This window comes from Methylobacterium sp. AC433, from assembly GCF_979253015.1.
Genome location: NZ_CEEDBN010000031.1, coordinates 1 through 14,130 on the forward strand (window position 1 = coordinate 1; position 14,130 = coordinate 14,130).

7 protein-coding genes and 1 pseudogene are annotated in these 14,130 nt (G+C 55.1%); all 8 read left to right on the plus strand.

Annotated elements, in window-relative coordinates; genetic code table 11:
• Positions 1 to 821 precede the first annotated feature (821 nt).
• A complete protein-coding gene (locus AC0IWM_RS23315; protein WP_471759004.1) occupies positions 822 to 3,146 on the plus strand; it encodes a glycosyltransferase in 2,325 nt (774 codons plus the stop codon).
• Positions 3,147 to 3,155: 9 nt separating this feature from the next.
• A complete protein-coding gene (locus AC0IWM_RS23320) occupies positions 3,156 to 5,513 on the plus strand; it encodes a glycoside hydrolase family 99-like domain-containing protein (RefSeq protein WP_471759006.1) in 2,358 nt (785 codons plus the stop codon).
• A gap of 171 nt (positions 5,514 to 5,684) precedes the next feature.
• Positions 5,685 to 7,412: an FkbM family methyltransferase gene (locus AC0IWM_RS23325; protein WP_471759008.1), complete on the plus strand. Its 1,728-nt coding sequence runs from the start codon at positions 5,685 to 5,687 to the stop codon at positions 7,410 to 7,412.
• Positions 7,413 to 7,457: 45 nt separating this feature from the next.
• Positions 7,458 to 8,405: a GDP-L-fucose synthase gene (fcl, locus tag AC0IWM_RS23330; protein WP_471759010.1), complete on the plus strand. Its 948-nt coding sequence runs from the start codon at positions 7,458 to 7,460 to the stop codon at positions 8,403 to 8,405.
• Positions 8,406 to 8,501: 96 nt separating this feature from the next.
• Positions 8,502 to 9,557 carry a GDP-mannose 4,6-dehydratase gene (gene gmd, locus AC0IWM_RS23335; RefSeq protein ID WP_471759012.1) on the plus strand — a complete coding sequence of 352 codons (1,056 nt, stop codon included), beginning with the start codon at positions 8,502 to 8,504 and terminating at the stop codon, positions 9,555 to 9,557.
• Between the two features lie 712 nt (positions 9,558 to 10,269).
• Positions 10,270 to 10,947, plus strand: coding sequence for an FkbM family methyltransferase (locus AC0IWM_RS23340; protein WP_471759014.1), 678 nt, complete (start codon positions 10,270 to 10,272; stop codon positions 10,945 to 10,947).
• A 727-nt stretch (positions 10,948 to 11,674) separates the two neighbouring features.
• The gene (locus AC0IWM_RS23345; RefSeq protein WP_471759016.1) at positions 11,675 to 13,747 is read left to right on the plus strand and encodes a hypothetical protein; all 2,073 of its coding nucleotides are present in this window, start codon (positions 11,675 to 11,677) and stop codon (positions 13,745 to 13,747) included.
• Positions 13,748 to 14,016: 269 nt separating this feature from the next.
• Positions 14,017 to 14,130 (plus strand): annotated as a pseudogene (locus AC0IWM_RS23350) (dTDP-4-dehydrorhamnose 3,5-epimerase); the annotation flags it as partial.

The following is a 14,130-nucleotide window of genomic DNA, read 5'->3' on the forward strand; positions in this document are numbered from 1 at the left end:
GCTCGCTCACCCCGCCATCGTCATGCGACCGACGATGCACTAACTTCGAACCTGGGCCGCCGAATGGGGGCAGGCCAGTCCGCAACCACCGCTCATAAAATCAATTTTTAGCCCGATTCTAGAATAAAAACACACAATATATGATTATAAATAATAAATTATGTTAAACTTTCTATATATTAGATGAAAAACTGGGATATGCCGAACAATCGATCTTAATATATAAATATATATAAATTGTTAGTATACTATGCAAACTCCGGATGAGTAAATCTCATCACCATATCTATAGTTCGCAATATTTCAACAGTCATCTCACGCGACAGGTCATTTTTTCTTAGTAATAATCGAATATCAAGAAAATTATAGAACCATATCAGGAACATCAAGGTAAGATATTCGGATTTTAGACTTGAATAATTTTGCCAGAGAGGACTTCTCACGAGGAGATAGGTTGACCTTGCGATCATCGGCTGGTAATGACAGGGGTTAAATAAAAGTCTGTTTTACCTGGGACCTGCCAAGTGAAATTTTTTTTTAAGTCACGACAAAAGAGTGTCGTTCGTAGATACATTGATAGCATATTTGATGTTCACTACTACACTCTAAACTGCGGGGATAACATCCCGGCTACATCCGCTTTTGAGCATTTCATGGAGGTAGGGGACCGGAAGCTTCTCAGCCCTAGCCCACTATTCAGCCCCCTTTGGTACCGGCAGTCTGCCAATCTTGACGCCGAGTCAACTACATCATTAATTGAACACTATCATAGAAATTACAAAAACTATGACCCCCATCCCCTATTTGAGACGCACCGCTTCATGGCGTTCGTGAAGCACGTGAAGGACAATCCACTCGTCGATTATATTTCTAATACGCAAACAAGCCTTAGCAACGGAAGTCAGCCCTCAGTTTCACCTTACTTCGATACAAAATTCTACAAGGCGCAAAATCCCGATGTAGATCAAGCAAAAGTCGATCCGCTGTTACATTATCTTACTTATGGTTGGCGAGAACAGCGAAATCCAAGTCCTTACTTTGATCTCAATTGGTATCTCAATCGTTACCCTGATATCCTTCGCGCCAATATCGAGCCACTTCAGCATTTCCTGTCTGATGGAATGGCAGAGGGGCGGCAGCCTCACCACCTGATCGATTTGGGTTACTATTTATACGGCGCACCCGATGTCCGCGCCGAGAAAGTCCAGCCTTTTCGCCACTTCATAGAGTTCGGCGATCGTGAAAGACGATCGCCCCACCCCCTTTTCGATCCGGCTTTCTATCGAGCGGCGCATCCAGATCTCGTGGATGACAGGCCATTCGCTCACTATGTCGAATATGGGGCGCGTCATCTCTTGAGTCCCTGCCCGGCGTTCGATGCAAAATACTATTCTTGGCATTATCCCCACGAGTCATCCGACCCATTGAGGAGTTACCTGCTCGCTCCTCCGAACGAGCGGCCGCACTACCATCCTTTGATAGATGGATATTATCAGCAGGGCACCTCCAGAAACTGCGCATCGGGGACAAGATCACTGATCGACTACGTGCAATTTCGTTCCCATTTTGCCGTAGAGAACCTGACGCGCGGCGCAACGACGATCCCGCGTCCTCTGCATGCCGCCACGGGCCGTGCCATAAAGAGCGCGGAAGTGCTTCCTGCACAACAGGCTAAGCTCTCCGTCATCATTCCCTGTTACAAGTCCAATCTGGTTTACCTTGACGCCTGTATCGCTAGTATCGTCGGCCAAACCTATCATCAATGGGAACTCATTCTTATCGATGACGGTTCGCCCGATAAGACGACATGGAAAGCTCTCAAGCAGTATCAGGAGCAGGACGGGCGTATTCAAGCACTAAAGTTGCCCAAGAACCGTGGCATCTCAGGGGCAACAAACGCAGGTGTCGACCAAGCACAAGGCGACTACCTGGTGTTCATCGACCATGACGACGCGATCACGCCAGACGCTTTTGAGGAGATGCTGAAGGCCATCGGTTCGGATGATGCGGATGCAGCGTATTCTGACCAAGCCTTCATCGGGACGAATAACGCGATCGAATCACCAAACCTTAAACCGGATTGGTCACCGGCTCTGTTCGCAGGGGTGATGTATGTAGGGCATCTGTTGGTTGTAAAGACGGAAGTCGCGAGGCGGGCAGGTCTCTTCAAAACCGAATTCGACGGCTGCCAGGATTTCGAGTTCATGCTTCGTGTCAGCGAATGCACGAAGAAGATCGTCCATGTGCCGAAAGTCCTGTATTATTGGCGCCGTTCGGAGGGAAGCGTAGCCTCCGACTCGAATGCGAAGGGTAAGATCGAGTTTAAACAGGCTCGTGCTGTGCAAGATCATTTCGACCGCATCGCCTTTCCGGGGCGAGCAGTTCCAGATGAACGCGTGCCACATCGCCTGAGATTGTATCCGCAATTGGATCGGGAAGCGGTTTCCGTCGATGCGATCGTTCAGGGGCCACTTAGGACGTCGATCGCGGACATTCGGTCCAAGCTGAAGAAGGCCGGAGCAAAGACCCGTCACATCAGTATTGTAGATTGGAATCACACACCCGCCGAGTGCAGCGCCGCAGGCACCGCGTCCTGGATTCTCTATTTAGATTCGCGTGTTGATCTGGTTGATCCAAACTGGCTCCGGCATCGAATCATGCACGCCTCTCAAACCGACGTGGCTTTCGTAGGCTCGCACATCTTCCGTCCCACCGGCGCCATTCTCTCGGCGGGCCTCGTCACCACTCCGACGCAAGGCCCTCGTGACGCCTATGTCGGATTTCAGGACGGGCAGGATGGGACATGGGGAACTCTGTTCTGCGACCGCGAGGTTTCTGCGCTCGGCGGGACCTGCACTCTGGTGGCACGCGATAGGTTGAAGGCAATCGGCGGACTTTCTAAGTCCTTCGTTTCTTGCGAAGGGGCTATACGTGACGCCTCGTATCGAGCGACCCGGAGTGGCCTGCGAAACATATCGATCGCCGCCCGTCAGATAGAAATTGAATACCCAAACGATCAAATGGACCTACCTTCCGAGATCGACCGGCAGATCTTCCTGGACGTTCACCGAGATACAATCTCCACGAGAGATCCTTATTACAACGTCAATTTCACTCGCGACAGCACCAACTTTTCGTTAGCTTAGAAGATAATCATGCGAATTGCGCTCATTTCACACTGCAATTTTCTCGGCAACAGTGCCATGCATGTCTTCAGCATGGCAGAGGAACTACAAAACATCGGTCATGATGTAATTGTACTAATTCCAGATGGTATCGAAACTGTAAAGCGTCATCGTCCTCCGAGCTTTCCAATCATCCTCTATCATGAGGCGCTCGAAAATGAGCTCCCGTTCAGCGAAGGCGGCAAGGCAGAGGTCATCCATTGTTGGACGCCGCGCGAACACGTACGAAAAGTGACCGAAGCTTTGGTCCAGAAGGAAGGCTGCGCGTATATTCTACATATGGAGGACAACGAAGAGCAAATACTCACGGACGAGCTGCAAAATATCGACTTTGAACAGCTAGCGAATCTGCCGATCCTGTATCAGGATCTCTTGGTCAACGAATATCGAAGCCATCCGACCCACTACCGCAGGTTCGCCGAGCAGGCGGCCGGATTTACGGGACTGATCGATCGCCTCCTGGAATTCAAACCGAAGCATGTTCCGGGTACGGTCTTCTGGGCCGGCTTCGATAGCGAATTCGAAAATCTGCCGATTGACGTCCGTAAATTGCGTTCTCAGTACAAAATCAGCGAAGATGATATCATTGTCTTCTTCAGCGGCAATGTTCACCATTCCATCGCCGGGGATGTACGTAACCTATACCTCGCGGTCGCAGCTTTGCGCGCTCGTGGCCGCCGCGTACGGCTTCTCCGCACGGGGTGGGACTACGCCGGACTGGATCTGCCTCCCGAAGTGAGGCAAGGAAACGCTTTCATCGAGCTCGGTTTTGTGGACCGTGCGGAAATCCCGACGCTTCTGGCGATGTCCGATCTACTCGTTCAGCCGGGACGAAGCGATCCATTCAACGATTACCGCTTTCCGTCCAAATTGCCTGAGTATCTCGTCTCCGGAAAACCGGTAATTCTGCCGGCTTGCAACATCGGCAACGCTTTGAAGGATGGACAGGACGTCATCAAACTCTATGACGGATCACTTACAGAATTGATGGGCGCCATGGAGCGGATGCTTGACGAGCAAGGCCTCGCTGCTCGTTTGGGTGCTGCTTCCAGGCGCTTTGCGTTGGATAACTTGAGATGGTCCCGTTCAGCCAAGATCGCCTCGGATTTCTATCAGCAGGTCGTCACGTTCCGGGCGGCGCCGACGAATGGCCCAGTCGATCGACCCGTCGCGCGCCCGATTTCGTCCGAATCTCCCCACCCGGTCGATCTTATCGGTTTCTATCTGCCGCAGTTCCATCCAATTCCTGAAAATGACGAATGGTGGGGCAAAGGATTCACCGAATGGACTAATGTAGTTAAAGCGAAGCCGCAAATGTTTAACCATCGGCATCCAAGAATGCCGGCGGACCTAGGGTTCTACGACCTGCGCGCAGTTGAAACTATGCACGCACAGGCTCGGATGGCAAAAGATCACGGACTGAATGGCTTCTGCTTCTACGTATACTGGTTTGAGGGGCGCAGGCTCTTGGAACGGCCGATCGATCTGTGGCTCGAAAAAGGACCTGATTTTCCTTTCTGCATTTGTTGGGCGAATGAGAACTGGAGCCGCCGCTGGGATGGGTCCGATTCCGAAATTCTCATCTCCCAGGAGTACGCTGCCGGGTTCGAGGAGCGCTTCATCGTCGATTTTCTGCCTGTGCTCAGGGATTCCCGCTACATCCGGGTGGATGATGCGCCTATCCTGCCGATCTACCGGATCACCGAATTTCCGGATCCCGTTGCGAGCGTAAAAGCCTTCCGTGCGGCGGCAGCAAAGCACGGCATCCCACAGATCCATGTGGTGATGATGCAATCATTCGGCTTGAGTGATCCTAGGCCCTATGGATGCGACGCCGCGATCGAGTTCTCTCCGCCTCATACGAATCGCCTCCTGTTGGATCCGGCCTCCATCGACGGTGTCTATCCCACCTTCGCCGGGTATATAGAGGACTATGTTGGGGTCGCGACCCAAAGCATCAATGCACTGCCGACTGATTATGTTCGTTATCGTGGATGCTTCCCGATGTGGGACAATACCGCGCGGCGAAAGAATCGTGGGCACGTCTTCGTCAACGATGCGCCGAAGGCGTACGGCCGATGGCTCCGTTTCCTGGTCGAGGAGGCAATGACACGACGCGATAAGATCAAGCCGATGGTCTTCATCAACGCCTGGAATGAGTGGGCAGAAGGCGCCTATCTGGAGCCCGATGAGCATTATGGCCACGCTTTGCTGGAGGTGACTCGTTCCGCCCTGGCACATGGCGTTGCGGATTATGCTCAGGGCGGATCAAATCCGGACCGCGAGCGCCAGTTCACCTATTCCGTTTCGCGTTTGCCAAAAATGTAGTAGCGCTGCGCTTTGACCCGTTCTGGGTTGCACGGTAAGGCGCCAACGACTCCACAGAGGTGTGTGGAATGGCCTGGGCCATCCTGCTCGAGCGTACGTCGTGCCCTGTCTTGGCAGCTGATTTGGCGGTCAAAATTTACGGGTCCACGGCGTGACATTCCAGGTCGATGAATGAGCGAAGTTCGCTCTGGAGACACCCAAATGCACCGATTTCCGTCGAAGTCTAATGTACTGCAGTTTTTGAAGGATATCGGTGTCACGTTTGGGGCGATCGTAGATGTCGGGACGCATGCTGAAACACCCGAATTGAAGCATGCCTTTCCGGAGAACCGGCACATACTTTTCGAACCGGCCCAAGAGTTTTTTCCTAGAATTCAAGAGAACTATAAGGGTCTGGATTGGGAGCTGTTCCCTGTCGCGGTCTCTGATAGCGATGGTGAGGGTCGATTGCGCAAGGTCGCGATCACAGGAGGCGAAATTTCTCACTCCAAGCTCGAGTACGATACGACAGACGAGCAAGCACGTGCGGAGGGCGACCTTGGCATTTTCGATATTCCGACTGTTCGATTGGACACGTTTTTCAAGGACCGAAACGAGTCAAAGCCATATCTGTTGAAGATTGACGTCGATGGTTTTGAGATGCCCATTCTGCGGGGAGCAGAAGGTATCTGGGGTGATATCGATCTCATCATCATCGAAGCAACGTATGATACGCTGCTCGATCGTCTCGAGTATATAGCGAGACGCGGCTTTCATCTCTTGGATATCATCGACCAATGCTACTATGCAGGGACATTGTCTCAGGTCGATCTGGTGCTCGTATCGGACCGGTTACGCCGCGCAAATCCACGTCTGCGGCCTTGGGAGACGGAAGCTTTCGCCTGGGAGAAATGGGTTCCCGTTACTAATTATGAGTCTTTCTTGTTGGAGAAGCAAAAGACATCTGAAATAAATGACCTTTCGAGCGCGGGATCTGACAGCCGTTCTGGCTTACAAAAGTCTGCCCGTGAAGCGATTGAAGTTTCTGATTTGGTCAATCGAGCAGCAAATTTTTCTCTATTCAACAAAATTGCGGTCATCGAAGCCTGCAAAAACAATCCTTTTCAACCGGGCCTGGTCTGGCATCCGTCCATCTTTGGATCGATGATGCAAATTGATTTACGCGAGACGGTCGCTCAGCAAATCTATCTCACTGGCGCTTTCGAGCCCGATATTCTTTGGATTATGACGTGTCTGGTGGAACCTGGAATGTCGGTCATCGACGCAGGCGCTCATATCGGCTTTTTCACTCTGGCCCTCGGTCACCTCGTCGGACCGAACGGCAGGGTCGATGCTTTCGAGCCGACTTCGACAACCAAGGTCCACCTCGACACCAACGTTCGCAATGCAGGCTTCAAGCATGTCTTCACTCACCCATTAGCGGTCTGGAGCGAGCCGACAGAACTTCAGTTCCACGATCTGGGATCGGCGCTCAGTGCATATAATGGCGTGAGTGCGCCCCGCCTGCCGCCGGATGTGAAAGTTTCCGATATCAATCTTCATTCCGTCTCAGCCACGAGCATCGATCACTTCGTTGCGCAGATCGGTAACCAGCCAAGCCTCATCAAACTGGATGTCGAATGCGCAGAGTTTTCCGCAATTTCGGGAATGACGGAAACTTTAGCGACGGCCAAGCCGATGATAATCGTCGAGATCGGTGATTTTCCTGGCACAGATGTGCCGTCGACTTACGAAACCTTACAGTTGCTGATCCGATCGGGGTATCAAATCTATACTGTCGAAAGATCGCAAATCAGATCTCATATAGCGCAAGACCGCGCTTACGACTATGGCAATGTCTTAGCTGTCCACCGCGATCGCATTGACGAGCTTAAATCGAAGATATTGTGCGTCGACTAAGCTCGCATAGCCAAATTTCGAGATCGCCAAGGATCTTTTTGATTTATGAACCCCTCCTTTAATCTTTCGGGCAAACGCGTCCTCGTTGCAGGCCATCGAGGCATGGTAGGCTCGGCACTTGTGCGTCGGCTCGCCTCCGAAGACTGTACGATCTTGACCCTCGGTCGGGATACCGTGGATCTGCGTCGTCAGGCGGAAGTCGAGCGCTGGATGGCGGCCGAACGGCCGCAGGCCCTTTTTCTGGCCGCGGCAAAAGTCGGCGGAATCGTTGCCAATGATACCGCCCCGGCCGATTTCCTCTACGACAATCTCATGATCGAAGCGAACCTCATCCAGAGCGCCCACGCGGTGGGCGTCGAGAAACTTCTGTTCCTCGGCTCCTCCTGTATCTATCCGAAGATGGCCGCCCAGCCGATGGTGGAGGAGGTGCTCCTCACCGGCCCGCTCGAACCCACCAACGAGTGGTATGCCATAGCGAAGATCGCCGGGCTGAAGCTATGCCAAGCCTATCGTCGGCAGCACGGTGCCGACTTCATCTCTGCTATGCCGACGAACCTCTATGGGCCGGCCGACAACTACGATCTCCAGGGCAGCCATGTCCTGCCTGCCCTCCTTCGCAAGGTGCACGAAGCCAAGCGCGACAACCATAGGTCAATCACGCTTTGGGGGACCGGAACACCATTCCGAGAGTTTCTCCACGTGGACGATCTCGCCGATGCGTGCGTTCACCTGATGAAAACTTATTCGGACGAAGCGCATGTCAACGTCGGCTCGGGCCAGGAACTTACCATCCGCGATTTGGCGGAGACCATCGCAGCTGCGCTCGGGTGGGATGGGCAACTCGTCTTCGACACGACGAAGCCCGACGGCACGCCACGTAAGCGCCTCGACACCACACGCCTCGAAGCTCTCGATTGGCAACCACAGATCGGCCTGCGTGAGGGAATCGCCGATGCCTATAGGTGGTTCCGCGAAAATCATCCCGAGGCCTAATACGGCTCGCGTCGGGTAGCTGCCAGAGACAGGCTCCGCACCCCGTCCCGGTTCTTCGGCGCACATCAATCTCTTGAAATTCTTTAGGAGCGACGCATGTCCACGACGCAGAAAACGGCGCTGATTACGGGCGTGACGGGACAGGATGGTGGCTATCTCGCAGCCCTGCTGCTCGAGAAAGGCTACATCGTCCATGGCATCAAGCGCCGGTCCTCGTCCTTCAACACCGGGCGGGTGGATCATCTCTACGACGATCCCAGGTTCGCCCCAACCGACTTTCACATGCATTATGGTGAGCTGACCGACGCCACCAACCTGATCCGGATCATGCAGGAGACTGTGCCGGACGAAGTCTACAACCTCGGCGCCCAAAGCCACGTCCAAGTCAGTTTCGAGACCCCGGAATACACCGCCAACTCCGACGCCGTGGGAACCCTGCGTATCCTGGAAGCGATCCGCATCCTCGGCTTGAGCCGGAAAACACGCTTCTACCAAGCCTCGACCTCCGAACTCTACGGAAAGGTACAGGAGGTGCCCCAGCGTGAGACCACCCCGTTCTATCCGCGCAGTCCTTACGCCGTCGCCAAGCTTTATGCCTACTGGATCGCGGTGAACTACCGCGAGGCCTACGGTATGCACGCTTCGAACGGCATCCTTTTCAATCACGAGAGTCCGACACGCGGCGAGACCTTCGTAACCCGCAAGATCACGCGCGCCGTCGCGGCGATAGAGGTAGGGCGCCAGCCGACGCTCTTCCTCGGCAACCTCGACGCCATGCGCGATTGGGGGCACGCTCGGGATTACGTCGAGGGCATGTGGCGCATCCTCCAACAGGACGTGCCGGACGATTACGTGCTGGCGACGGGCGAGATGCACTCGGTACGGGAGTTCGTGGAGCGCTCTTTCGCTGTCGTCGACCGGACGATCGTGTGGGAGGGAGAGGGAGTCGAGGAGCAGGGTATCGACAAAAAGACCGGCCAAGTTCTGGTCAGGATCGATCCCGTGTACTTCCGGCCTACGGAAGTCGACCAGCTCCTCGGCGATCCGACCAAGGCTCGAGAAAAGCTCGGTTGGACCCATACCGTGACGTTCTCGGAGCTCGTGGAAGAGATGGTGCGGTCCGATTTGGCGATCGCTCAGGCCAATAGGTAGATGACCGCTCCTTTCAGATAGCGATGCCGCTCCGGCCGCCACCGCAGACCATCCTGTGTGGCGGCCATTCAGAAGACCGATGAAGCCGACAGCGGCTTTCTCTACCCTGCCGCACAGTAACGCCATTCGTACAATTTATCCCGAAAGGGCACCGTGCGATGTGAGCTTTCGGAGATTGTATTTCCGCGGAGTAGGATGGATAGGGCTTTAGAGGGAGCGCTTGAGCGACCTCGTCACTTCTGAGGTGAAATTCAACTCAAAGAAGCAGATGGTGATAGCTACCCCTGAAAACCAATAGCCCTGAAGCGACGCCGGCAGGCGGCGGATGTCTTTTGTAAGGATATCCGAGTTGTCTGAGCGCTACCCTTAACGGATCATCGGACAGCACCAGGGCAGCAATGCGACGGACCTACCGTACTGGCTACCGAAGATGTGCCTATCAGCGTCGTCATCGCTTTCGCGTTCGAGCGAGGAAGCTATGGCTATCGCTAAATGATCGTGCGGCCGCACACTCACGTGGTCGTTTATGGTACCGATATACAAGCATATTTCTAAGATTTAATCTATTCAGAACTAAATGTAATCTATAAATAAATATAGTTTAAATTCTTTAATTGATTTTGTAGATTATGTATCATTTGGATCTGTTAATTACATTTAATACCCAAATTGCGTTGATAATATTTTATCAACTGTCTTAGAGGACTTCGATATGACGACATCGGCGCCAGATATCATCTACCTGATGAGAGCGATGAACATCCGATGGGTGTTGGATATTGGCGCTAACGTCGGGCAATTTGGTTCTTCACTCATCGATAAGGGCTATCAGGGCGGACTAATTTCGTTCGAACCTACGACTGAAAGCTTTGCCAAATTATCCGAAACTTCAGCCGCTCACGCAAACTGGCATTGCCTCCACTTAGCGCTTGGCTCTGAGGACGGAGAAGCATTAATCAACGTTTCTGCCAATCTTGTTAGCAGCTCAATGTTGCCAGCGCTTCCTTGGTCTATTGAAGAACACGGTGCAATTGCTTCGGTGAAGCACGAAATCATAAACGTACGACGCCTCGATACCGTTTGGCCGGAGCTTCCGCTCCCAAGCTCACCGGGACCACTCATGCTCAAGATCGACGTACAGGGCTTTGAACCTCAAGTCCTTGCCGGCCTCGGAGACCGGTTGAGGGACGTCGATCTTCTGCTTTTAGAGGCCTCCCTTATTCCGGTTTATAAGGGAGAAATGGCTTTTGAAGACCTCGTCACCGAAATGCGTCGACATGGAATGTACCCTATTTGGATTGCTGCTGGCTGGGGAAGCGCGACAACCGGCCAAATCTTTCAATGTGATATCGCCTTTGCAAAGGAGCCTCTGGTCAAAATCTCCACCTAACTCGACCGGCATCTTGTCGACCCGAATTTTACATTTCCGGTCATCCTTCTCATTGCTTCGATGCCTCAAGGCTATTCAAAGTGCTTCCAACGGTACTGGTCGCAACCTGAATATTGCTGACAGTGCGGACAGGAACGGACAGGCGGCGATCCGGGCGCAAAGGAACCGGTCAGTCGAGGCGATATCGTCCGTCGGCCACGCAGTCGCGTCGCGGCGATCAAGTCATGACAGCTGGGAAGCCTATCTGGCGACGATAGCCTAAAGTTTAGCCGAGTGTCGGCAGAAACGTTATTCGGTTATCAGGATGGATATACAGGGGGTGATAGCTCTATCGATCATCTCAGCCACCATCTCACCGATAGAGAGGGCCTCGGTCGAAAGTTGCTTATGATAGCCGATGCGGTCTTGGCCCTAGTCCTGCTACACGTCCTGGAGGTCAAACCCGCCTGTCCGGAAGACGTGAATGATCCGAAGAGGGCGACGAGTATCTCCGCCCACCACACGCCATCGATGACTCCAACCCCGTCTTCCCGCCGGCGGCGGGCGATGTCTGCTCTGAACCGCCGCTTTCGATCGTCGCCTCACGGGAACAGGATTCGACCGATGCGCCCATCTTTGCGGCTGCAGAGAATTTGGACACGATCACCGGCCAGCCCAGCAGCATCGCCTCCAGTCCCTACGAGCGCCTCGCCTTCCTTCCCGAAGGTTTTACCCGATGGACACTCCGATGCGAAAGCTCCTCGTATTTGCCCTTGCTGCCCTCACCCTGTCGGGGACAGCCAAGGCAGATCAAACCGTCGGCCCGGGCCGGATCGACAGCATTGACCGCGTGCTGCCGCCGGGCGGTCTGATCCCGGGTCGCTGGCAGGGCGACCGCTACACGGCGGCGCCAGATAACATCGAGAATATGGGGCAAGGCTCGAGCGGCGACGTTTCGAACATGAGTGTCATCCCGAGGACGGATGCGGCGGTCGGCACGCTGGCGAGGACACTAAGTCCGCTTGGACCCTCGCAAGCTAATCCCTACGCCCCGGGCGCCTATCCGTCCTGGGCGCAAGGGGTCGGCTCACAATATGGCGGGTACACCGGCTATTATGACGTCAAGCCACTCGCGACCTCAAACCTCTACCTGCCGGGGGGCTCGACGACGCTCTTCAACCCATTCACTTACGGCAGCCTGCAAACCGGTGGAGTGTTGACACTCTCCACCAACGTCAACCGGCCGGGCTGCGTACAGGGCTTCACTCACCCCGGTCAGTCGGCCGGTTACGACGAGTTCGGAGCCTATGCGTTCTGTGCCCAGGTCGATAGCACCCCGCTGATGGCCAACGCCGCCGGCACCTTTACCGCGACCGGTTTCACGCCGTCCGCGCCCATCGTCCTTTCGGACACCGTGAAGATCGGTATTGGCATGTGGTTGCGCACCGATGATGCGCCCGCTCAGTTCAATGGCCAGGTTACATCTTGGCAGACGAACGCGCAGGGCGCAGTGACTGCCATCACCGTCTCCGGCTGGTACAAGCGCGGTGCGGCTGGCGTGGCCGGGACCCCCAGGGGCACGCGCGCCTACCTGAACCCGAGGGACAAGATTTGGGGCGTGCTCAATACGCCGTTCCAGAACGGCCTGATCGTCCAGGGCACCACAACGGCGGGCTCCAGCATTGTGACGATGGCATCCGTGGATGGGCTGTACCCCAACGGTCAGCTCGTGGAAGGCGTCGGCATCCCGATCAACGCCACCTTTGGCAACATCGACTATGCCGGGAAGCGCATCTTCCTGAATAAGGCCGCGACCGCCAACGGCACCGTGCCCCTGACCTTCTCGAGCGGCACGGATAGCGGAAAATTCGTGGGCGAGGAGATCGATCTCTTCAACGCCGGCGTTGCCTTCACGCCGACGTGGATCGGCGGCGTCACCGGCGACATCACAGCCGGCGACTATGTGGTGCGCAACATCACCGGCGGCATCGAGGCATGGCGCCCTGGCATCCTGATCTACGGGACGGGTATCCCTGTCGGCACGGTGGTTGCCTCGGTCAACATCGCGAACAACACGGCGACCATGAAGGCGCCCGCGACGGCCACGGCAATGGGTGTGGCGCTTCGGGGTAAGAACCAGTTCGACGAAGGTGGTACCGGGATCGACTGTGCCGGCATCACGAAGAACTCCAACACCTGTTATCTGCAGCGCGGCAGCGTTTCCTACGGCTTCCTCTCCATGGGTGCGGGAGACACCTCATTTCTCGCGGGCTTCGACTACTTCGCCGCTCAGCCGCGCTTCGGCTTCCGCACCGACGGTAAGCTCAACGGCCATGCGTCCGTGGCCGACTTCGCGGTCACCAACAACGACGCAGTCCTTTGGAGGGTGGACGGGGCCGGCAACGAAACGGCGCAGAGTGTGGACAGCGCCACCGGCTACAAGATCGCGGGCACGAGCGTCATCGATAATTCGCCCTGGACACCATACACGCCCATTGTCACCTGCAACGCTGGCGCTATCGGCCGCCTAAATTCCGCAACCGGACGCTACAAGAGGATCGGCAAGACCGTCTTCTGGCAGGCTCAGATCAACATCGCCGCCAAAGGTACCTGCTCCGCATCCCTGAACGTCTCCACACCCCTCCCAGCCAACGCCGACTTTCCCTTGACCGGTCGGGATGGCGGAAGCGGAGCGGCCCTGGCGGGCATCCTTCCCGGCGCGAACAGCAATGCCATCGTCCAGCGCTACGACGGGACTTTCCCCATCGTCGTGCCCGGCTCTAGCAGTGTCCTGGTCTCGGCAACCTACGAGACACAGTAGAGGCCGTTCCCGGCGACCCAGCCCAAGACCACGTCACTGCAAATCTCGAGAATGTCGCTCTGGATGCCGTACTCATTGCAGATATTGGATAAAATGACGTGGGACGGCAGACTGATATCTCTCGAACGTCGGGCTGTTCGCTGGAACGTCGCCGCTTTCGACAAATCTGCTCAAATCAGGCAGATGCAGGCTCATCGCTTCGTTGAGGCAGCTCGGGACCGAGCCTTGCCTAGAACGGACCAATTCCGCGACATTTAGAGGCTCCCGGCATGCAGGTTATCGAGACAGAGATTCCGGCGGTGCGGCGGGTGGTGCCGACGCGCTTCGGCGATGAACGCGGCTGGTTCTCGGAGACCTACCGGGCCGACATCCTGGCGCGGGCG